Annotated in this window: 20 protein-coding genes and 1 pseudogene; 7 read left to right on the forward strand and 14 right to left on the reverse strand. The window is 68.3% G+C overall.

Translation table 11 applies throughout. The features are described 5' to 3' along the window. Window positions 1-41 precede the first annotated feature (41 nt). From J7528_RS06545 to lgt, 6 genes are all read right to left on the reverse strand, one after another. Window positions 42-641, reverse strand: coding sequence for a 50S ribosomal protein L25/general stress protein Ctc (locus tag J7528_RS06545; protein WP_291872134.1), 600 nt, complete (start codon window positions 639-641; stop codon window positions 42-44). A 156-nt stretch (window positions 642-797) separates the two neighbouring features. Beyond that, complete coding sequence (locus tag J7528_RS06550; RefSeq protein WP_291872135.1) at window positions 798-1,865, reverse strand: hypothetical protein; 1,068 nt, start codon at window positions 1,863-1,865, stop codon at window positions 798-800. A gap of 294 nt (window positions 1,866-2,159) precedes the next feature. Continuing rightward, complete coding sequence (locus J7528_RS06555; protein WP_291872136.1) at window positions 2,160-3,098, reverse strand: ribose-phosphate pyrophosphokinase; 939 nt, start codon at window positions 3,096-3,098, stop codon at window positions 2,160-2,162. Window positions 3,099-3,236: 138 nt separating this feature from the next. Further along, window positions 3,237-4,028 (reverse strand): peptidoglycan editing factor PgeF, encoded by a 792-nt coding sequence (pgeF, locus tag J7528_RS06560; protein ID WP_291872137.1) that lies wholly within the window; start codon window positions 4,026-4,028, stop codon window positions 3,237-3,239. Continuing rightward, window positions 4,025-5,119 (reverse strand): class I SAM-dependent methyltransferase, encoded by a 1,095-nt coding sequence (locus J7528_RS06565; protein ID WP_291872138.1) that lies wholly within the window; start codon window positions 5,117-5,119, stop codon window positions 4,025-4,027. The genes pgeF and J7528_RS06565 overlap by 4 nt, the downstream gene beginning before the upstream one ends. Beyond that, window positions 5,106-6,002 (reverse strand): prolipoprotein diacylglyceryl transferase, encoded by an 897-nt coding sequence (gene lgt / locus J7528_RS06570; protein ID WP_291872139.1) that lies wholly within the window; start codon window positions 6,000-6,002, stop codon window positions 5,106-5,108. The genes J7528_RS06565 and lgt overlap by 14 nt, the downstream gene beginning before the upstream one ends. Before the next feature lie 115 nt (window positions 6,003-6,117). On the opposite strand from lgt, the gene J7528_RS06575 reads away from it, so the two are divergent. From J7528_RS06575 to J7528_RS06590, 4 genes are all read left to right on the forward strand, one after another. Continuing rightward, window positions 6,118-6,375: an accessory factor UbiK family protein gene (locus tag J7528_RS06575; RefSeq protein ID WP_291872140.1), complete on the forward strand. Its 258-nt coding sequence runs from the start codon at window positions 6,118-6,120 to the stop codon at window positions 6,373-6,375. A 132-nt stretch (window positions 6,376-6,507) separates the two neighbouring features. Continuing rightward, window positions 6,508-7,014, forward strand: coding sequence for a YbjN domain-containing protein (locus J7528_RS06580; RefSeq protein WP_223392991.1), 507 nt, complete (start codon window positions 6,508-6,510; stop codon window positions 7,012-7,014). Window positions 7,015-7,090: 76 nt separating this feature from the next. Next, window positions 7,091-7,873, forward strand: a complete 783-nt coding sequence (proC, locus tag J7528_RS06585; protein WP_291872141.1) for a pyrroline-5-carboxylate reductase — start codon at window positions 7,091-7,093, stop codon at window positions 7,871-7,873. A gap of 137 nt (window positions 7,874-8,010) precedes the next feature. Further along, the gene (locus J7528_RS06590) at window positions 8,011-8,544 is read left to right on the forward strand and encodes a TetR family transcriptional regulator (protein WP_291872142.1); all 534 of its coding nucleotides are present in this window, start codon (window positions 8,011-8,013) and stop codon (window positions 8,542-8,544) included. On the opposite strand, the gene J7528_RS06595 is transcribed toward J7528_RS06590, so the two are convergent. From J7528_RS06595 to J7528_RS06605, 3 genes are all read right to left on the reverse strand, one after another. Then, complete coding sequence (locus J7528_RS06595) at window positions 8,541-9,881, reverse strand: ATP-binding protein (RefSeq protein ID WP_291872143.1); 1,341 nt, start codon at window positions 9,879-9,881, stop codon at window positions 8,541-8,543. The two genes, J7528_RS06590 and J7528_RS06595, sit on opposite strands and share 4 nt — an antisense overlap. Before the next feature lie 124 nt (window positions 9,882-10,005). Next, complete coding sequence (locus J7528_RS06600; protein WP_291872144.1) at window positions 10,006-10,707, reverse strand: response regulator; 702 nt, start codon at window positions 10,705-10,707, stop codon at window positions 10,006-10,008. Beyond that, window positions 10,704-11,207: a MarR family transcriptional regulator gene (locus tag J7528_RS06605; protein WP_291872145.1), complete on the reverse strand. Its 504-nt coding sequence runs from the start codon at window positions 11,205-11,207 to the stop codon at window positions 10,704-10,706. The genes J7528_RS06600 and J7528_RS06605 overlap by 4 nt, the downstream gene beginning before the upstream one ends. 80 nt (window positions 11,208-11,287) lie before the next feature. Here J7528_RS06605 and J7528_RS06610 point away from each other — a divergent pair, with 80 nt between their 5' ends. Next, a complete protein-coding gene (locus J7528_RS06610) occupies window positions 11,288-12,178 on the forward strand; it encodes a branched-chain amino acid aminotransferase (RefSeq protein WP_291872146.1) in 891 nt (296 codons plus the stop codon). 543 nt (window positions 12,179-12,721) lie between these two features. On the opposite strand, the gene J7528_RS06615 is transcribed toward J7528_RS06610, so the two are convergent. Both J7528_RS06615 and J7528_RS06620 read right to left on the reverse strand, forming a co-directional pair. Next, a complete protein-coding gene (locus J7528_RS06615) occupies window positions 12,722-13,171 on the reverse strand; it encodes a phosphatase PAP2 family protein (RefSeq protein WP_291872169.1) in 450 nt (149 codons plus the stop codon). Window positions 13,172-13,423: 252 nt separating this feature from the next. Next, window positions 13,424-14,506: pseudogene (locus J7528_RS06620) on the reverse strand (phosphatidylinositol-specific phospholipase C1-like protein); the annotation flags it as partial. A gap of 145 nt (window positions 14,507-14,651) precedes the next feature. On the opposite strand from J7528_RS06620, the gene J7528_RS06625 reads away from it, so the two are divergent. Then, on the forward strand, window positions 14,652-15,539 hold the full coding sequence (locus J7528_RS06625) for a hypothetical protein (RefSeq protein ID WP_291872147.1): 888 nt from the start codon (window positions 14,652-14,654) through the stop codon (window positions 15,537-15,539). 10 nt (window positions 15,540-15,549) lie between these two features. Here J7528_RS06625 and ahpF read toward each other — a convergent pair whose 3' ends face one another. Next, on the reverse strand, window positions 15,550-17,136 hold the full coding sequence (gene ahpF, locus J7528_RS06630; RefSeq protein ID WP_291872148.1) for an alkyl hydroperoxide reductase subunit F: 1,587 nt from the start codon (window positions 17,134-17,136) through the stop codon (window positions 15,550-15,552). A 144-nt stretch (window positions 17,137-17,280) separates the two neighbouring features. Further along, the gene (ahpC, locus tag J7528_RS06635) at window positions 17,281-17,844 is read right to left on the reverse strand and encodes an alkyl hydroperoxide reductase subunit C (protein WP_291872149.1); all 564 of its coding nucleotides are present in this window, start codon (window positions 17,842-17,844) and stop codon (window positions 17,281-17,283) included. 850 nt (window positions 17,845-18,694) lie between these two features. On the opposite strand from ahpC, the gene J7528_RS06640 reads away from it, so the two are divergent. Next, entirely contained in the window at window positions 18,695-19,120 is a 426-nt protein-coding gene (locus J7528_RS06640) for a hypothetical protein (protein ID WP_291872150.1), read from the forward strand. 279 nt (window positions 19,121-19,399) lie between these two features. Here J7528_RS06640 and J7528_RS06645 read toward each other — a convergent pair whose 3' ends face one another. Beyond that, on the reverse strand, window positions 19,400-20,386 hold the full coding sequence (locus J7528_RS06645) for a tetratricopeptide repeat protein (protein WP_291872151.1): 987 nt from the start codon (window positions 20,384-20,386) through the stop codon (window positions 19,400-19,402). Between the last annotated feature and the right edge of the window lie 85 nt (window positions 20,387-20,471).

Raw genomic sequence — 20,471 nt, forward strand, 5'->3', positions numbered from 1 at the left:
CCCGCTTCTTAGATCGGTTCGGAGACCAGACCGAGAGGCGATTAGCCTTCGGTGGTGGTGTCGCCGGCGTCCGACTGGGCCGAGGCCGAGGCCTTCAGGTTCGCGATCACGAAGTCGCGTTCCATGGCCGGCTTCACGCCTTCCGGCAGCTTCACTTCCGAGATGCGGATGACGTCGCCCAGGTCGTGCGAGGCCAGGTCGATGACCAGCTCTTCCGGGATCTTGTCGGCCGGGCAGGCCAGCTCGACGGTGTGACGGATGACTTCCAGAGTGCCGCCCTTCTTCAGGCCGATCGAGGTTTCCTGGTTCTTGAAGTGAACCGGAACTTCGATCTTGATCAGCTGGTGCTCGCTGACGCGGAACAGGTCGAAGTGGACCGGCTCGTCGGTGACCGGGTGGAACTGGACGCTCTTTGCGATGACCGATTGCTTTTCGTCGCCGTATTGCAGGGTGACCAGGTGGCCCAGCAGCTTGCCGGTGTACAGCGACTTGCGGAATTCGTTGGCGCGAACAGCGATGTTCACGGGAGCCTTGCCGCCGCCGTACAGGGTGCCCGGGACCTTGCCTTCGCGGCGCACAGCGCGGGCCGCGCCGGTGCCGGCGCCTTCACGGACTTCAACGTTCAGAATGATCTCAGCCATTGGACTGTCTTTCTAGAGAGCCGGATGCTCTCTGCTATGGCCATGGCGCCTATGGCTGGATTGCCACGCTCGCCCGGCCGTTTTGGGGTCGCGCTACATACACAAAAGGGCCGGGCGACGCAACGCCCGGCCCTTCGCTAGGGATTGGAGCTGAAATCAGCCCTTCTTCTTGGCCGCGGTCTTGGCCTTGCGCGAGTTGGAGCCGGCGCCCTTCACGGCGATCGATTCCTTGACCGGCAGGGCGCGCGGCGGCTCGGGCGGCAGGGTCGCGCCGGCGCCCTTGACCACGCAGGCGCCCGTATCGATCAGGATGTGCTGACCCAGGCAGAAGATGTCCTCGTAGTGCGGCTTGGACACGGCCAGGCACTGATAGAGGTTCAGCTTGGCCATGTTCAGGCAGTTGGCCGTGGCCCAGTCGCTGCTGAGGGCGTCGATCGTGGCCAGGTTGTTGTCGCCGGCCGCGCCCAGGGCCGCCAGCGCCGCCACGGCCAGGCCGCGGATGACGATCGGCTGGTAGGGGGCGGGCGCCGCGCGCGGGGTCAGGCCCAGCGGCTGGCCGCCGGTCGAGGCCTGCTGCAGCACGGCCACGTCGGCGCTCTCGGCCAGGGCCGGGGTGGCCGACAGGGTCTTGGCCGAGGCCAGGCGACCGTCGCGATCGACCACGGCGGCCTTGGACCATGACGCCTTCTGCACGTCATAGGCGGCCTGCTTCACGGCCTTGCCGGCCATGTAGACCTTCAGGCCGTCGCCGCCGATCTGGTCGATGATCAGGCCCGCGGCGCTGTCGGCGCCCTTGAACACGGCCGCGTAGGACGGGTTGGAGATGATGTTGGCCACCATCTCCTGGCGCTGGGTCGGATTGGCCGCCACTTCGCGCACCGAGGCGACGAAGGTCGGGTCCTGCAGGGCCAGGACGGCGGCATAGGCCACCGCGCCGTTCATGAACGACTTGGTCTCGTAGGCCGAGCCGACCTTCAGCGAGGCCTGGATCTGGTCGCCGTTCTGGAAGGACGACGACACCTGGCCGGCGCGGGCCATGTAGCCGCGGAAGGCGCTGGCGCGCTCGACCAGGCTGGCCGACAGGGTGATCGGCGGCGGGGGCGGCGGCGCCTGGACGACCGGCGGCGGCGCGGGCGGGGGCGGCGAGCTACAGGCCGCCACCAGGGCGGCCAGCGCCACGACGGTCGTCGTCAGGACGACGCGCGTACGCGAAAAGGAACGCATTCTCGAAACTTCCCCATCAAGTCTAGGCGGCCGGCAGGTCCCCTGGCGGCGCGCTTAGCACCCCGGGTCGGCGAGATTGTGACTGTCGCCCCGTTAACCAGACTTTTACAAGCGTGACCGTGCGAGAGGCGAGTAGGCGCTTCTTAAACCCGCTTCCCCGGCGAAAGCCGGGGCCCAGATGGAATGGCGCTGGGGTGGGTTCTATGAACTCTGCGTTCTTCCGATCAGCCCAAACGCCTTGAGATCTGGATCCCGGCTTTCGCCGGGAAGACGGAGAAGGGGAAAGTGCCGCCCTTAGTCGAACAGCTTCGACACCGACTCTTCGTTGGCGATGCGGCGGATGGCTTCGCCGATCAGCGGGGCGCACGAGACGTAGCGGATCTTGGGGCAGGCCTTGGCGGGGTCGGAGGCCTCGATCGAGTCGGTGACCACCAGCTCGGTCAGCACCGAATTGGCGACGCGGTCGACCGCCGCGCCCGACAGCACGCCGTGGGTGATGTAGGCGCTGACCGACTTGGCGCCGTGGCTCATCAGAGCCTGGGCGGCGTTGCACAGGGTGCCGGCCGAATCGGCGATGTCGTCGAACAGGATGCAGCGGCGATCCTTGACGTCGCCGATGATGTTCATGACTTCCGACTGGCCCGGGCCCGAGCGGCGCTTGTCGACGATGGCGAGGTCGGCGTCGTCCAGGCGTTTGGCCAGGGCGCGGGCGCGCACCACGCCGCCGACGTCCGGCGACACGACCATCAGGTCGGGGCCCATCGGATAGTGCTTGCGCACGTCCTCGGCCATCAGGCGCGAGGGCAGCAGGTTGTCGGTCGGGATGTCGAAGAAGCCTTGAATCTGACCGGCGTGCAGGTCCATCGTCAGGACGCGGTCGGCGCCCGAGCGGGTGATCAGGTTGGCGACCAGCTTGGCCGAGATCGGCGTGCGGCCGCCGGTCTTACGGTCCTGGCGGGCATAGCCGAAATAGGGCAGCACGGCGGTGATGCGCTTGCCCGACGCGCGCTTCAGGGCGTCGATGCAGATCAGCAGCTCCATCAGGTTGTCGTTGGCCGGATAGCTGGTCGACTGGATGACGAAGACGTCCTCGCCCCGCACGTTCTCGTCGATGGTGACGAAAACCTCGAGGTCGGCGAACCGGCGCACCTGGGCGCGGGTCAGCGGCATGTCGAGATATTCCGCGATCGCCTGGGACAGCGGGCGGTTGGAGTTGCCGGACAGCAGCTTCATGGGGATATCTCGGGGTGGGGGCGGCCGATGCGGGGCCTTCTAGCAGCGATCGCCCCAGGCACAAGTGTTAACGGCCAGACTTTTTCGCTTCCGTATGCGGAGGATCGGTTCCGTGTCCTTTGGGCCTCAGGGTTTGCCCTAGGCTTCCAGCGAGATCGCCGACAGCAGACGGCCGTAGTCGCCCTCGTTGTTGAGGAAGGCGCGACGGTTGGAGAAGAACCACTCTTCCTCCGCCCGCGTGTCGCGGCCGACCCATTCGCGGCGCTCGACGCCGGCGGTCGCCAGGCGGTCCAGCACGAACGACGGCAGGTCGAAGAAGCGCTTGTCCTCGGCTGCGCCCGGCTTGAAAAACCGGCCCGAGCCCGGGCAGTCGGCCTCGAACCGGTGCAGGAAGTCGAGGCCGACCTCGTAGGACTTGGGACCGATGCAGGGGCCGACGACGCCGGTCATGCGCTCAGGCTTGGCGCCCAGCTCGACCATGCAGTCGACGGCGGCCTGGACGACGCCGTCCAGGGCCCCGCGCCAGCCGGCATGGGCGGCGGCCACGATCCGGGCCTCGGGGTCGACCAGCAGCACCGGCGCGCAGTCGGCGGCCAGGGCGCCGCAGATCACGCCCGGCGTCCGGGTCACCACCGCGTCGCCCTCGGGGCGGACATCGCCCCACGAGCCGTCGGCCTTGATCGCGATGGTCGAGTGGATCTGGTAGCAGGTGTTGAGGTCTTCCGGATCGCCGCCGAACCAGCGCGCGGCGCGGGCGCGGTTCTCGACCACGTCGGCCGGATCGTCCTTGCTGCCGCGCCCGACGTTCAGGCTGTCGTAGATCCCGGTCGAGGTCCCGCCCTTGCGCGTGAAGAAGGCGTGCTTCACCCCCGGCAGGCTGGAGAGCAGCGGCGACTGGATGGTCGGCAGGTCGGGCGTCTTCTTGGTCATGTCGCGTCCTCGAAGAGGGGGGGCGAAAGGTCGGGCGCGGTCAGGCACGCGACCTTGAACAGAGCGCCCATCTGCGCCTGTCCGATCAGCCGATCAAGCTGTCTTGCGACCTGCTCGGCGCGATCGGGGCGAGCCGTAGCCAACGCCTGGGCGCGGGCTTCGATGCCCAGGGCGGTCAGGAACTGCGCCTGGGTGATGACGGGGCCGGCTTTCGCGCCGGTTTCCCGCGCGGCGGCGACCACCGAGGGGAAGTCGGCCCAGACGGTCAGGTCGGCCAGGCCGGCGGTCTTCAGCGGGTCGACCTTCTGGTGGCCCTGGATGGCTTGCAGCGTATCGCCGGCCTCGGGCGCGGCCCGGCCGTAGTCGATCAGCAGCGCCGCGCCGCCGTCCGTTGCGAGGCGGTGAGCGATGTCGGAGGCCAGAGCGGCCTGGGCGGGGGATGACTCTAGAACGGAGCCAGGCGGCAGGCTCTCCTCCCCCACTGGGGGGGGAGGACCGGCGAAGCCGGTGGAGGGGCCTTTCGCCGACAGGGCCCGCAGCCCGAACGCCAGCTCACCATCCTCGCCAAGCCCGATCACGCGCTCGGCCCAGCCGCTTTCCGTCCGCACGAACTGCCGCGCGGGCAGGCAGTCCAGCAGCTCGTTGGCGACCAGGATCATCGGACCGGCTGGCACTTCATCCAGCCGTCCCACCCAGCGCGGCCCATCACCCAGCTTGGCCGCTTGCCGGGCCTTCAAAGGCCCCGACACCTCCACCAGCCACACCTCGGCCGCCTCGAGGAACGCCGGCTCCAGCCGCCCCGCCCGCAGCAGGTCGCTCATCAGCGTGCCGTCGCCCGGCCCCATCTCGACCAGCCGGAACGGCGAGGGCCGGCCCATCCGCGTCCAGGTCTCGATGGCCCACAGGCCGATCAGCTCGCCGAACATCTGGCTGACCAGCGGCGCGGTGATGAAGTCGCCGCCGGCCCCGAGATCAGGGCGCATGGCGTAGTAGCCGTCGCGCGGGTCGTGCAGGCAGCGGGTGAAGAACTCGGGAACGCCGATCGGCCCGTCCTGGGCGATCTGCGCCTTCAGGCGATCAAGCAGGCTCATGAGCCTCGACAGGTTCTTTCAGGGCCTTCCACATCAGCCAGCCGCCGATCAGGATCATCGGCGTCGACAGCAGCATCCCCATGGTCAGGCCCAGCGGGAAGTCGGGCATGCCCAGGTCGGGGTTGCGGACGTTCTCCAGCGACAGCCGGAACAGGCCGTAGGCGATCAGGAAGGTCGCCACGATCGCCCCGCGCCGTTGCAGCCATTTCAGGCGATAGACGCAGAAGGCCAGGATCGCGAACAGCAGCAGGCCTTCCAGGCCCGCCTCGTACAGCTGGCTGGGATGGCGCGGCAGCGGGCCGGCCGGGCAGATGTGCTGCGGGTGGCTGGCCTGGATGGTGGCGTTGCAGAAGATCATGCCGAACGGGCTGTCGGTCGGACGTCCCCACAGCTCGCCATTGATGAAGTTGGCGATGCGGCCAAAGAAGATGCCGATCGGCGCGACCGGCGCGATCAGGTCGCCCAGCTTCAGCACGTCGATCTTCTGCTGGCGGGCGAAGAACCAGATCGCCGCGCACACGCCCAGGAAGCCGCCGTGGAACGACATGCCGCCTTCCCAGATCTTGAAGACGTCCAGCGGATGCGCCGTCAGCCAGATCCGCTGGTCGGTGTTCAGCAGCATGTAGAAGAAGATGTAGCCCAGGCGTCCGCCCAGGATGATGCCCAGCGTGATCCAAAGGACCAGGTCGTCGATCTGCAAGGCCGTCGCCGTCGGGGCGCGGCCGCCCCACAGGCTGGGCGTGCGGGTCATGCGGATGGCGAAGCGCCAGCCCAGCAGGATCCCCGCCACATAGGCCAGGGCATACCAGCGCAGGGCCAGCGGACCCCACTGCAAGGCCCAGGGGCCGATGTGCACGATGGGGTCGATATCGGGGAAAGGCACGCGGCGGGGCTCCGTGCGGACAGATCGTCGCAGGTCTATAGGGTTCGCTCTTCGCTTTCACCCCCTGTTTCCCATATAAGAGCTGTCGCCCAACCTCGGGCCTTTCGGAACCGCGATGCACAGCCAGAACCCCTTCCTCGACGAATTCGCCAAACTGACCCAGGCGGCCATGGGCATCGCCCAGACGGCCGGCGAGGAGGCGAAGACCGCGATGCGGGCCCAGGCCGACCGTCTGGCGGCCGAGTTCGACCTGATCCGCCGCGACGATTTCGAGGCCCTGAAAGCCGAGGTCGCCGCCCTGCGTGAAGAGGTCGCCGCCCTCAAGGCGACGAAGAAAGCCCCGGCCAAAAAAACCGCGGGTTCAGGCGAATAGGCGAATCATCGCTCGCTTCCGACGTGAAGCGGGTTGAGACGAACGCAACGAAGCAGATTAGTGTCCCCTGGTACGTGAGCGATTCATGGCGGGGGTAACCCCCGCCGTCGCGGGCGGGGACGTAGGTTTTTCATGGATACCCAACCGGAAGACGACGACGTCCTGATGGCTCTCGATCCCCTCGAGGTGGTCGAGCATGTGCTGTCGGCTGAAAATCTCACCTTTGATCGCACCGAAGACGGCGACCTGGCGTTCGCGCTGAAAGGCGACTGGAAGGACTACGAGCTGTGGTTCGCCTGGCGGCCCGAGGCCGACTGCCTGCAGCTGTGCCTGTCGCTGGACCTGCGTGCGCCGAAGTCCAAACGCGCCAACGCCTACGAGCTCTTGGCCCTGATCAACCAGCGCGTCTGGCTGGGCCATTTCGAGGTCTGGACCGAGGACGGCGAGGTGGTCTTCCGCCACGCCCTGGCCCTGCCGGCCGGCGAGCGCCCGACCATGGCCCAGGCCGCCTCGATGATCGACGCCGCCGTGGAAGCCGCCGACCGCTTCTTCCCGGCCTTCGAATTCCTGCTGCAAGGCGCCAAGACCCCGGACCAGGCCATGGCCGCCTGCATGTTCGAGACGGTGGGCCAGGCCTGATTGACGCCTTGGCCCTTGGCCGGGACGTTTTCGAAGCTTAAGGGCTCCGGCGAGACATCGTCGGAGCCCTTTGCCTATGACCCCCATCCTTCTTCTCGGCGCCGGACGCATGGGCGGGGCTCTGGCGCAGGGCTGGCGTGACGCCGGCGCCTTCTCGGCCGCCGACCTGATCATCCGGGATCCGAACGTCGACGCCGCCGCTTTCGAGGGCGCGACGGTCAATCCGTCGCTGGAGGCCCTGGGCGCGGCCAAGACCGTGCTGCTGGCCGTGAAGCCGCAGATTTGGCGCGAGGCGGTCAAGGACGTAGTTCCGCACTTGGCGGCGGACGCGGTGGTGGTCTCGATCGCCGCCGGGGTGCGCGCGGCGGACATCGCCGAGGCGTTCGGCGGGCGTCGTGTCGCGCGGGTGATGCCGACCACGGCGGTGGCGATCGGGCGCGGGACGGCCTCGATCTATGCCGAAGATGCCGATGCCCGCGCGGCGGCGCATGCGCTGTTCGCGCCGGTGGCGACCGTGGTCGACCTGCCGAGTGAGGAGCTGATGCATGCGGCGACCGCGGTGTCGGGTTCGGCGCCGGCCTATCTATACGCCTTCGTCGAGGCGCTCGAAGCGGCCGGCGCGGCGCAGGGCCTGAACGCGGAAGACAGCGCGAAGCTGGCGCGGGCGACGATCATCGGGGCGGCGGCGCTGATGGAGCGCGGTGGCGAAGAGCCGGCCGAGCTGCGCAAGCAGGTGACGTCCCCCGGCGGCACGACGGCGGCGGCGCTGAGCGTGCTGATGGGCGAGGGCGGGTTCGGGGACCTCCTGCCGAAGGCGCTGGAGGCGGCGGTCAACCGCTCTAAGGAACTGGGCGGCTGATACAGGCCCCCTCCGCGCTGCGCGCTCCTCCCCCGGAGGGGGAAGAAGGATCCTTCCGCCCCCTCCGGGGGCGGACGACCGCGAAGCGGTCCGGTGGGGGCTTGCTGAGCCGGCCGTCCTGACCCCATCTCTTTCCGATGAGTGAAACCCTAGACCGCGCCGCCGACGCCGCCCTGGCCCTCGCCGCCGACAAGGCCTGGCCCTCCGTCACCCTGCGCGACATCGCCGCCAAGGCCGAGCTGCCGTTCCCCGACCTCTACGCCGCCGCGGCCAGCAAGCCCGCTGTCCTGGCCCACCTGTCGGCCCGCTTCGACCGCGCGGCCCTCGCCGTCGACTATCCGGAAAACTCCGAGACCCACGACCGCCTGTTCGACGCCGCCATGGCCCGCCTGGAGGCCATGGAGCCCCATCGCGCCGCCTTGCTGGCCATCGCCGGCGCCGAAGGCCCGCTAGCCTCGGCCGCCCGGTTCCCCCGCATCGCCCGCGCCATCCTGGAAGCCGCCGGCCTCCCCGCGACTCCGCCGCGTCTCATCGCCATGACCGCCGTCTGGGCCCGCGTCGTCCAGGTCTGGCGCGACGACGAAGGCGCCCTGAACCGCACGATGGCGGAGCTGGACAAGAGGTTGAAGCAGATGGCGGAGCGGCTGGGGAAGATCGGAGCGGGGTTCTAACCCGGCAACCGGATCAGCGCCCGCAACCCCCCCATCATCGACCGCGACAGCACTAGGTCCCCGCCCAGCCCGCGCGCCATGTCCCGCGCGATGGCCAGGCCCAGGCCGACGCCCTTCTCGTTCTGGTTCCGGCTCTCGTCGAGCCGCGAGAACGGCTTGAACGCCTCTTCGTAACGATCTTCCGGGATGCCCGGCCCATCGTCGTCGACGGCGATCTCCACCCCGCCGGTGAGCCGCGCCGTCGCCGTGACCTTCACCCGGTCGGCATGGGCCACGCCGTTGTCGATCAGGTTGGCCAGCGCCCGGCGGAAGGCCAGCGGCCGCAGCCTTGCCTCCAGCCCCCGGGTGATCTCGGTCTCGATCATCGCCCCGCCGCGCTCGGCGTCGGCGACCACCCCCTCGACCAGTTCCGACAGATCCACGATCCGAGCGTCCTCGCCGCCCTCGCCACGCGCGAAGGCCAGGTACTCGTCGATCATGTGCTCCATTTCGGAGAGATCGCCCTTCATCGCCTCCAGCTGTTCGCTGGGCTCGGACATGGCCATTTCCAGCTTCAGGCGGGTCAGCGGCGTGCGCAGGTCGTGGCTGACGCTGGCCAAGAGGGCCGTGCGCTGTTCGATGTGGCGGACGATGCGGGCCTTCATGGCGATGAAGGCGTAGGCGGCTTTTCGCACCTCGCGCGCGCCATGCGGCTTGAAGTCGGGATCCTCGCCCCGGCCAAAAGCGTCGGCGGCGTCGGCCAGGCGCTCGATGGCCCGCACCTGGTTGCGGATGAACAGGATCGCCACCGCCGTCAGCAGCATGGTCGCCACCACCATCCACAGGATGAAGATGTGGCCCTGCGTGGCATAGGCCCGGTCGCGCAGGGCGTAGATCTGCAAGACCCCGCCCGGCACCTGCACGCGGATATCGATATAGGCCGTGTAGCGGGTGGTATCGAACCAGAACGGATTGTCGAGGCGGTCTTCCAGGGCGTTCTGCAACGACCGGTCCAGGGCCGCGAACAGCGAGGGCCGGTGGCCGGTCGGCAGCTTCTTGCCCGGCTGGAAGGCCAGCGACAGCGACATCGAGTCCTCGGCCCGCTTGGCCAGCTTGTCGAGCGCGGCGGGACTGGGGTCGTCCTCGTAGGACTGCACGGCCCAGGCGATGTCGCCGGCCAGGCCTTCGGACAGGCGCGAGGTCACCGCCTGCCAGTGGGCGTCGAAGAACGCCCAGGTCACGGCGATCTGCATCACCGCCACCGGCAGGATGATGATCAAGAGACTCCGCCCGAACAGGGTGGTGGGCAGCAGGCGCTTGAGGGGTCTGGGGATGTTGAAGCGAGCGGAGAGAGGCATGGCTACTGGCCCCCTCCGCGCCTGCGGCGCTCCTCCCCCGGAGGGGGAAGAAGGGGGCAGCCGCTATCCTTCTTCCCCCTCCGGGGGAGGAGGATGCGCAGCATCCGGAGGGGGCCAGTGATCATCAATCCGGCGCCAACCGATACCCAACCCCCCGCACCGTCTGGAGATAGCGCGGGTTCTTCGGGTCCGGCTCGATCTTGCGGCGCAGGCGGGTGACCTGGACGTCGACGGCGCGGCCGGTGGCGTCGGCGGTGTCGCGGGCCAGTTCCAGGCGGTCGACGGGCTCGTGGGCCGAGCGGGCCAGGCGGCGCAGCAGCGTGACCTCGGCCTCGGTCAGGCGCACGGCCTCGCCGTCGCAGGTCAGCTCGCCCCGGTCGCCGTCGAAGGCGCACTTGCCCAGGCTCAGCGCCTTGCTGCCCGTCGGCCGGGCCTGCGAGCGGCGCAGGATGGCCTCGATGCGCAGGAGCAGCTCCTGCGGCTCGAACGGTTTGCCCAGATAGTCGTCGACGCCGCTGGACAGGCCCTCGATGCGGTCGGCGGTCTGGTCGCGGGCGGTCAGCATCAGAATCGGCGTGCGGCCGCTCTCGCCGCCCTTGGCGCGCAGGCGCTTGGTGAAGGCGTAGCCGTCCTCGCCCGGCATCATCACGTCCAGCACCATCAGGTCGAAGTCCAGCGCGCCGAACAGGCGATCGGCCCCGGCCGCGTCCGAGGCGGCCGTGACCCGGAAGCCGGCCCGGCTGAGGAATTCCTTGATCAGCTTGCGCAGGCGGTCGTCGTCGTCGACCACCAGGATGTGGCGCTCGCGGCGCTCGTCAGGGGTCATGGCGCGCGCCGTCCGGGGCCCACGCCCTGCCGCGAGCCGGCCAGGGCCGCCAGGATCCGGCGGGTGCCGGCCACGCCGTCGAGGCCGCCCGTGCGGTACGCACGCGCCAACAGAGCCCGCAGGCGCTCGGCCGTGCGCTGCTCGAAGGCCACGCCCTCCGGGGTCAGGGTCGCGGGACGGCGGCGGCCGTCCAGGTCGCCCGAGCCGCGCTCGACCAGGCCGGCCTTCTGGAGATCCGCGAGGGTACGGCTAGCGGCTTGTTTCGACAGGCTGGTCAGCTTCGACAGGTCCTGCACCCCGATGCCCGGCCGGCGGCGCAGCAGGAAGGCCGCGCGCCAGTGCGAACGACCCAGCCCCAGGGTCTCGCTTTCCAGCGCCGCGTCGACGGCGGCCCACAGAGCGGCCTCGGCCAGCAGGATCAGTTCCAGCCCGCCATCCAGTTCCTCCTCGCGGAGGATCAGACGGGGATCGTCCGAACCGGGCTGTAGCGGGGCTATCATCACCAAGAGTCCATTTTATTTGACGCGTTGGCCCTCGGGGCGTCTAAGGGCCGGGTTTCCCATAAGGAGGTCTTGGGCCGATGTCTCTGGTTCCCTTCGATGATCGTGACGGCTGGATCTGGCTGGACGGCCAATTCGTACCCTGGCGCGACGCGAAGGTGCATATTTTGACCCATGGCCTTCACTACGCTTCGTCCGTCTTCGAGGGCGAGCGGATGTACGGCGGCGAGATTTTCAAGCTGACCGAGCATACCGAACGCCTGTTCAAGTCGGCAGAGATCCTCGATTTCAAGATCCCGTACAGCGTGGCCGAGATCGACGAGGCCTGCAAGGCGACGGCGGCCAAGAACAATCTCACAGATTGTTATGTTCGCCCGATCGCCTGGCGCGGCAGCGAAATGATCGGTGTTTCGGCGCAGCAGACCAAGATCCACGTCGCCATCGCCGTGTGGGACTGGCCCAGCTACTTCGACCCGGCCACCAAGGCCAAGGGCATCCGCCTGACCTGGGCCAAGTACCAGCGTCCGGACCCCAAGACCGCCCCGGTCGCGGCCAAGGCCGCCGGCCTCTACATGATCTGCACCATCTCCAAGCACGCCGCCGAGAAGGACGGCTATGCCGACGCGATGATGCTGGACTATCGCGGCTATGTGGCGGAAGCCACGGGCGCGAATGTGTTTTTCGTCAAGGACGGCGCGCTGCACACGCCCAAGCCCGACTGCTTCCTGGACGGCATCACCCGCCGCACGGTGATCGACATCGCGCGGGCTAAGGGCATCGAGATCGTCGAGCGCCACATCCAGAAGGAAGAGCTCTCGACCTTCACCGAGTGCTTCATCGTCGGCACCGCCGCCGAGGTGACCCCGGTCTCGGAGATCGGCGAGTTCAAGTTCACGCCCGGCAAGCTGTCGCTGGACCTGATGGACACCTACGCGGCCCTGGTGCGGAACGAGGCGCTGCAGCCGGCGTAGGGTGACGGTTCGTCGCTAGAAATGATGACGCCGCCTGGGAGACCTGGGCGGCGTTTTTCATGCGGCATCCCCTCATGAGGGGAGTGTCTCAGATGGGTGGGGAGCGGCCACCGCCGCAGGCCCCCACCTGACCGCTACGCGGTCGTCCGCCCCCAGAGGGGGCGGAAGGTGATCGCGCTCCTTCTTCCCCTTAAGGGGGAGGAGCGCGTCAGCGCGGAGGGGGCAAGTATGGGTCGTTATCGGGCGCTCGGAGCACCAGCTTCCAGTCGAGCCAGCGCCAACGCGAAAACCCTCTCTCATAGAGAGAGGGAGGGGCCCGCCGCCGGAGGCGGGGGGAGGGTGAGAGGCTTCACCGCCTGCCGGAGAATCCCGAGACTTACCGTTTGGGCGCCTGCAAGGGCGCGGTTGATCCGCCGTGAATGCGGCCACCAACATTCCGTCTTCGTCAGAGCTTCGATCTGAGAGGGTGTAACCTCTCACCCTCCCACCGCTTCGCGGTGGGCCCCTCCCTCTCTCTATGAGAGAGGGGTTTGGGTGGCGCGCCTACTTCGCCGCAGCAGCCGCCATCGCCGCCGCCACCTCGGCCCGCGCCATGGCGATGTCGCGTTCGAACGCCTCCGACGCATGCTCCGCCCCATAGATCACCGCGCCGGACATCACGCCGGCCTCGGTGGCGCTGACGGTGTGGCTGCCGCAGATCCAGCGGCTCTGGGCGTAGTCGCGGCCGCGGGCGTACAGGGCGTCGGCGCGGGAGGGGACGACCTCGGCCAGGATCATCGCCACGTGCTCGCCAAAGGCCGAGTGGCCCGAGGGATAGTCGGGATTGGCCGTCAGGTCGGGGCGCTTGGGCTCGCAGACGGGGGCGGCGTCCTTGCCGACATAGGGGCGCTGCGTGCCCCAGTGAGTCTTGGCCAGGCCGACCACCGAGCGGTCGTCGCCGGCGCGCTCGAGCAGGGCGCTCAGGATCGGGGCGTTGGCCGGGGTCAGGGTCACGCCCAGGGCGGCTTCGAAGTGGTGGAAGGCCGTGCCGGTGACGTCGTCGGTCGCCTGCTTCCAGCGCGGGGTGTCCTTCAGGGACCGGGTCTGGTCGAAGATCGCCGCGTCGGCCAGGGCGCGGGGCGAGCCGGGCTCGGGCGGCTGGGGCAGGATCTTGGTCAGGTCCGGACGGGCGGTGGGCTGGAGATAGCCGCGCGCGGGCGCGCCGGGCAGGGCCTCGATCGCCAGGCCATTGCAGGCCTTTGCCGCGCGGACGGGGTTGCAGACGGCGACGTCGCCGCCGGTCAGGCGCACCGTGTAGCCGCCCGGCAGGCGCGGATCGGCCCACATGTAGTCGGTCGAGACATACTGCGCGCCGCTGGTCAGGGCGGCGGTGCGCTGGGCGACGTCGTTCTTGCGCGCGGCCCAGGTGTCGGCGTCGGCGCGGGTGCGGACGATGAAGCCGGCCTTCACGGCGGCGGCGATGCGGTCCTTCTGGCCGATGGGATCGTTCAGGGTCAGATAGGCGGCGGCCGGCGAGGCCTCGTCGGTGTTGATGAACACCGCCCGGCCCTCCAGCGAGGCGCGCTTGCCGCGATAGACGGCGACCTTCTCTGGGCTTTCGTCCAGGGCGAAGAACACCTTGCCGCGCGCCGCGCCCAGCTTGGGCCAGCCGCCGGCCAGGACACCCTCGCGCAGGGTCTTGGCCTTGCCCTGCACCTGGTCGGGGGTGATCAGGCGATCGTCGCCGAACACCGAGCGGATCTCGGCGTCCAGGTCGTCATAGAGCTTCTCGGTGAAGGCCAGCGGGACCACGCCGCCCGGCATCGAGGCCGCGCCGTCCTTGGCGTTCATCATGATCAGGATCGGCGCGTGGTCGCGGTGGGCGTCCGACCAGGCGCGAACCTCCTTCAGGCAGGCCACGAAGGTCACGCACGACGAGCGGAAGTCGACATCGGGCATGTGGATGGTCTTGAAGCCGGGTCTCGCCATGGCGGCGGCGACCTCGGGGGTCATCACCGTGCCGCGTCCGAACACGGTCAGCGGCTTGGCGTAGCGGCCGCCCTCGGGGTCGGCGACGATGTCGATCTCCAGCTGGCGGGCGCCGGCGTCCAGTTGCTCGGCGAGCGGACGATGGCCGTAGTCGATGCCCAGGGCGGCCTGGCCCTTGGCGGCGACCATGACCGCCATCTCGTCGGCGGGCGGCAGCAGCTTGTAGGAGTTGTGTGTGCCCACGGCCATCAGGTCGTTCATGCCCAGGGCGTCCATCCGGGCTCGCACGCAAGGCGAGCTCTCGTCGCCGGCGGGGCAGGGCGTGGCGGCGACCGCGAGGGCGGCGAGCAAGGGCAGCATGGGCGAACTCCGGGAACCAGAGCGTCGCAGTTATCGGCGGTTTGTGAAGCTTTGACGTCGGCGGGGGATCGCGCGGCGGGCGACGCGACTTGATCGCGGCGCGCGTCTCGGGTTCTTGCCTCCCAGGGTAGAGCTTGAGGCGCGCATGAAACCGATAGGCCGTGACGGCTCGCCGATCCCATTGCCGCCGGGGACGCCCAGCGGATGGACGCTACTGGCTGAAAACTTGCGCGCGAACATCGGGCCGTTGGCATGGGTGCTGGGCGCGGGAGGCGTGTTCCTCCTAATGAGCGCGGACCCGTTCACACGGTTCGTCTGGAGCGCGCCGGTGAAGGCGGTCGCGCTGATCGGCGGCGGGCTTGTCGCATTGTTCGTCGCTTTCACGCTCTTGAACCGCTCGGTGCGCCTGCTGACGCAGCCCTTGAGGCGCAGGAAGATCGGACGGGCGCTGGAACGGCGCATGGCCCGGTTTTCGCCCGAGCAAGTCGCGGCGGCGATCGCGGACGCGCGCCAGGGCATGGACCAGACCCGCAGCGAGATGCTGCGGCGTCGATGGCGGGCCTGGCTCGGCTGGCTGGAGGCGCAGTCGCCCACGCTTCCGGCGACGCGGAACACGCTCGGGCCCGGCATATACGGCGCCAGCCTGGGCGCGTGGACGGGGCGCGCCTGCTGGATGGGGGTCATGCTCGCCGCGGCGACCTGGGCGGCCCTGAGCCTTGTCGTATCGGGAGGCTGGCTCTTGGTCGGGCTGGTCTTGGCGTACTTCGGCTGGAGCTTTGTGGAGCTGTCGCGCGAGCGCCTTGTATTAACGTCCGACAGCCTCAGCCACGACATTGGCGAACGGCGGCTGTGGTCGGTCCCGCTTGAACACATCGCCACCTGGGAAGAAGGCGCGATGCGGGCGAAGTATCGTCTGTACGATCAGCGCACCCAGGCGCCACTGGGATTGATCGAGGGCTCGACCTTCGGCGACGAGGTGATCGAGGCTCTGGTCGACCTCTTCCCGCCGTTGCTGGAGCGAGAAGAGGCCTGACCGAAGCGCCTTACGCCGCCTCCTGCTCCTCGTTCGCCGGCACTTGGCGGATCAGGTAGTCGAAGGCCGACAGCGAGGCCTTGGAGCCTTCGCCCATGGCGATGATGATCTGCTTGTACGGCGTGGTGGTCGCGTCGCCCGCGCCGAAGACGCCGGGGATCGACGTCTCGCCGCGATAGTCGACCTCGATCTCGCCGCGGTTGCTGAGCGCCACGCCCGAGTCCTTCAGCCACTCGGTGTTGGGAACCAGGCCGATCTGGACGAACACGCCTTCCAGGTCCACGCGGTGAGCCGTGTCGTGGTTGCGGTCCTTGTAGGAGAGGCCCGAGACCTTGCCGTTCTCGCCGTGGATCTCGGTGGTCATGGCCGAGGTGACGATCTTGACGTTCGGCAGGCTGGCCAGCTTGCGTTGCAGGACGGCGTCGGCGCGCAGCTGGCTGTCGAACTCGATCAGTGTCACGTGCGCCACGATGCCAGCCAGGTCGATGGCCGCCTCGACGCCGCTGTTGCCGCCGCCGATCACCGCCACGCGCTTGCCCTTGAACAGCGGGCCGTCGCAGTGCGGGCAGTAGGCCACGCCCTTGTTGCGGTATTCGGCTTCGCCCGGGACGTTGACGTTCCGCCAGCGGGCGCCGGTCGACAGGATCACGGTGCGAGCCTTCAGCGACGCGCCGTTCTCCAGCTTGACCTCGTGCAGGCCGCCCGGGGTCTTGGCCGGGACCAGGCCGACGGCCTTCTGCAGGTTCATCACGTCGACGTCGTAGTCCTTGACGTGCTGCTCCAGCGCCGAGGCCAGCTTGGGGCCCTCGGTGTGCGGGACCGAGATGAAGTTCTCGATGGCCATGGTGTCCAGCACCTGGCCGCCGAAGCGCTCGGCCGCCACGCCGGTGCGGATGCCCTTGCGGGCGGCGTAGATCGCCGCGGCCGCGCCGGCCGGACCGCCGCCGATGACCAGCACCTCGAAGGCGTCCTTGGTCTTGATCTTCTCGGCGGCGCGGTCGGCCGCGCCGGTGTCCAGCTTGGCCAGGATCTGCTCGACATCCATACGGCCCTGGCCGAAGGGCTGGCCGTTCAGCAGGATGGTCGGCACGGCCATGACCTCGCGGGCCTCGACCTCGGCCTTGAACAGCGCGCCGTCGATGGCGACGTGGGTGATGCGCGGGTTCAGGGCGCTCATGGTGTTCAGCGCCTGCACCACGTCGGGGCAGTTCTGGCAGGATTGCGAGAAATAGGTCTCGAAGCGGTAGTCGCCGTCCAGCGCCTTGATCCGCTCGATGACCTCGGCGTCGATGCGCGGCGGGTGGCCGCCCACGTGCAGCAGGGCCAGCACCAGCGACGTGAATTCGTGACCCAGCGGCAGGCCGGCGAAGCGGACGTCGGCGTCGTTGGCGGCGCGGGTGATGGCGAACGACGGCTTGCGCTCATTGTCGCCGGCGAAGTTCACGCTGACCTTGTCCGACGTGGAGGCGACGTCTTCCAGCAGCGCGCGCATCTCCCGCGAGCCCGCGTCGTCGGCGAGGGACGCGACCAGTTCGATCGGCTGGCGCAGGTTCTGCAGATAGGCAGTCAGTTGAGTCTTCAGACCAGCGTCCAGCATGAGGCGCTCCCAAAAAGCTGAGGGGGAGGAAAGGTAGGCGTTCGCCCAAATTCGATTGTCAGGGGAGGGATCGAACGCGGCGAACGATCGGAGGGTTGCGCGCCGCCCGTCCGATGACGGGCGGCGACGCGGATAGTTCAAGTCTTAGATCTTGCCGACCAGATCGAGCGACGGGGCCAGGGTCTTTTCACCCTCTTCCCACTTCGCCGGGCAGACTTCGCCCGGGTGCGAAGCCACGTACTGGGCGGCCTTGATCTTGCGCAGCAGCTCGATGGCGTTGCGGCCGATGCCTTCGGCGGTGGTTTCCGTGAACTGGATGACGCCTTGCGGGTCGATCAGGAAGGTGCCGCGGTCGGCCAGGCCGACGCCCGGACGCATCACTTCGAAGTTGTTGGTGATCGTGCCCGAGGGGTCGCCGACCATGTGATACTTGATCTTGCCGATGGCCGGCGAGCTGTCGTGCCAGGCCTTGTGCGAGAAGTGCGTGTCGGTCGACACGGCGTAGATCTCGACGCCCAGGCGGGTGAAGACGTCATAGTTGTCAGCCAGGTCTTCCAGCTCCGTCGGGCAGACGAAGGTGAAGTCGGCCGGGTAGAAGAAGACCACCGACCACTTGCCCTTCAGGTCGGCGTCGCTGACGTCGACGAACTTGCCTTCCTTGTACGAGGTGGCGGTGAAGGGTTTGATCTCGGTGTTGATCAGCGACATGAGACGCTCCGGTTGAAAAACGATGCGCCCTTGTAGCGAACGGGTTTCCGATTAATCAAATTGATAAAACTAGTTCTGACGATAGATTGGATCTATCAATCTCGCAAAAGCGAGATGGGTCCGGGGTTTGGCGGCCGGCCGGGTTGGTCGGATGATGAATTATCGAATGTCGAGTACGGTTTTTGGGCGCGCGCTGCGCAAGGCGCGGTCATAAAAACTTGTGGGGAAACTTGGCTTTGGAAGCGGTGAACCTCTCCTCCCCCGCTGGGGGAGGTGGCCCGAAGGGCCGGAGGGGGCAGCTCGGCCTATACGGCGATGCCCCTTCAGTCGCTCCGCGACAGCTCCCGCAGCGAGGGAGCAGAACGCGTGAGCGTCTGCAATGGGTGATAAAGTAGACCCGGGCTCACCGATTAGATGGGCTGACGAGCTGGCGGGTATGTCCAGCTAAAGCCGGCGCCACGAACGAAGACAGCAGTCATCCTGGCACCCCATTATCGACGCCACTTTTAACCTGAGGCAAGGACTGCTACTAGTGCAATGGTAGCGTCTAAGCGATATCACACTCACTAAGTGTGGATCTTTCATGCGACCTCATCACTTTTCCCGCTATGGCAAACAGCGCGACTGCTCCGTCCTCCGCACGGACGTCGAACCAGATCGTCTCTGGCGCCGGCGTCGCCGATTTGAGCTGTGGGACTCAGAGTGACGGATGGTCGGCGCGCCCAGAAACCGGATGTCCGCTAGCGCCGCCGGATCGTGCTTAGAGCACGTTCCGCGAACGAAGCGTAGCGACCGCCGGCAGCAAGGAGATCCTCGTGCTCTCTATCGTCGGCTGGCCAAGGAACCACTCATGCAGACCTCAGTTGCCCACGCGGTCCGAAAGGGCCTTCAGATCGGCACGCTTGCTGCCGTTGCCATCACGCTCGCCGCCTGCAGCGACAAGCCATCCTCGTCCCAGGCGCGGCATGCGTTCGACGAGCAGCTCAAGTCGAAGCTGGGGGCGACGCCCTATCGGATCAAACGGTTCGAGAAGATCAACGGTCAGATCCAGTCAGTATACGGCACTGAGTTCTACGTCGTCTCGTATAGGGCGACGGTGACGTTCCCGCAGGGCATTCGGCCGGAGTGCGTGAGCGCGAGCGGCCGATTTGTTGGATGGAATTGCTATAACGCGAGCCTCTTCGGGCTTCCGCCGCAGCCCGTCGGCGCGACGGTTCAGTTCAACAGCACGATCCCACTACAGAAGACGGAGCGTGGGTGGATGCGCGTGAGCTGAGCACGAGACAAAGTCGCGCCCTCGCGGCTTCGTGAAGGCGCTCCTCTCCCATTTTAGGTACGCATCCGGTGAACACCGCGTGCGGCCGGGTCCGGTTAGCGGACGTCTTCAAGTTCCCGGTGGGGGGGCGAAAGTGGATCCAACCCCTTCTCCCCTTGCGGGAGAAGGTGTCAGCGCAGCTGACGGATGAGGGGTTGATAGGCCTGTCCGGATAGGGGAGCGCGACCCCTCACCCGACCGCCTTTGGCGGCCACCCTCTCCCGCAGGGGGAGAGGGACATCACCCCTGGATCTTCGCTTCCAGCTCGTTCATCCGCGCCCGCGTCGCGGCCAGGTCCGGGCCGAACCGCGCCGGGTCGGCGGCGGCGAGGCGGCCGGCGATGTCGTAGCTTTCGCGGTAGAGGTCAAGGGCGCGCATGCGGTGGCCGCGGTCTTCGCGCAGGTCGGCCAGGCGTTCCAGGTTCACCGACAGGGCGCGCTGGGCCTGGGTGTCGCCGGCCTCGCGGCCGCCGCGCGAGCGGCGCAGGGCCAGGGCTTCCTCGAAGGCCGACAGGGCGGCGTCCAGGCGGCCTTCGGCTTCGGCGGCGTCGCCGACGCCGGAGAGCGCGCCGGCCAGCAGTTCAGCGGTGTCGTCGTTGGGGCGGGCCTGGCGCACTTCGCGGGCGTAGGAGACCGAGGTCTCATAGGCTTCGGCGGCCTCGTCGGCCTGGCCCTGGCCGCGCGCGAAGTCGCCCAGGTCGCGATAGACGATGGCCAGTTCTTCGTTGGTCTGGGCAGCGCGCTTCATCGCGGTCAGGATGCGGGCGGCTTCGGCCCAGGACCCGCCATGGCTGAGCGCGACCAGGCGCACGCGCATCTGGGCGAAGGTCTCGGGTTGGGGCGGGGGCGGCGGAGCTTGCGGCTGCGGCGCCGGGGCGGCGACCGGCATCACCGGCGGCGCGACGGGCTGAACTTGCTGAACGGGCGCCGGCGCCGGCGTGTGGACCGGCGGGGCGCTCACGGGCTGGGCCTGAACGGTCGGCTCCAGCGCCATCCCAAACGCCATCGGCGCGGCTTTCTTCTTGGGCTTACGGCGGGGTAGCAGGGCGGCGATGATGAGCCCTCCGCCCACGATCGCCGCCACCGCACCCGCGGCCGGGCGATGCGGCTCGAACGGTCCGAGATCGAGAGACGTGGCCCATGCCCCCAGCGAGCCCCAGCCCGCCACCACGTATCCCGATGTCGCCAGGATCACCCCCAAGATGATCCCAACCAGTCGCGCCAGCATCACGTCCCCCCGAACGTCACCCAGAAAAAGGGCGTCCCACCGCCAGGGCGCACAAGTCAGCTCACCGCCCTACCTCCGTCGAGCC

This window comes from Caulobacter sp. (assembly GCF_017744445.1).
Taxonomy (GTDB): Bacteria; Pseudomonadota; Alphaproteobacteria; order Caulobacterales; family Caulobacteraceae; genus Caulobacter.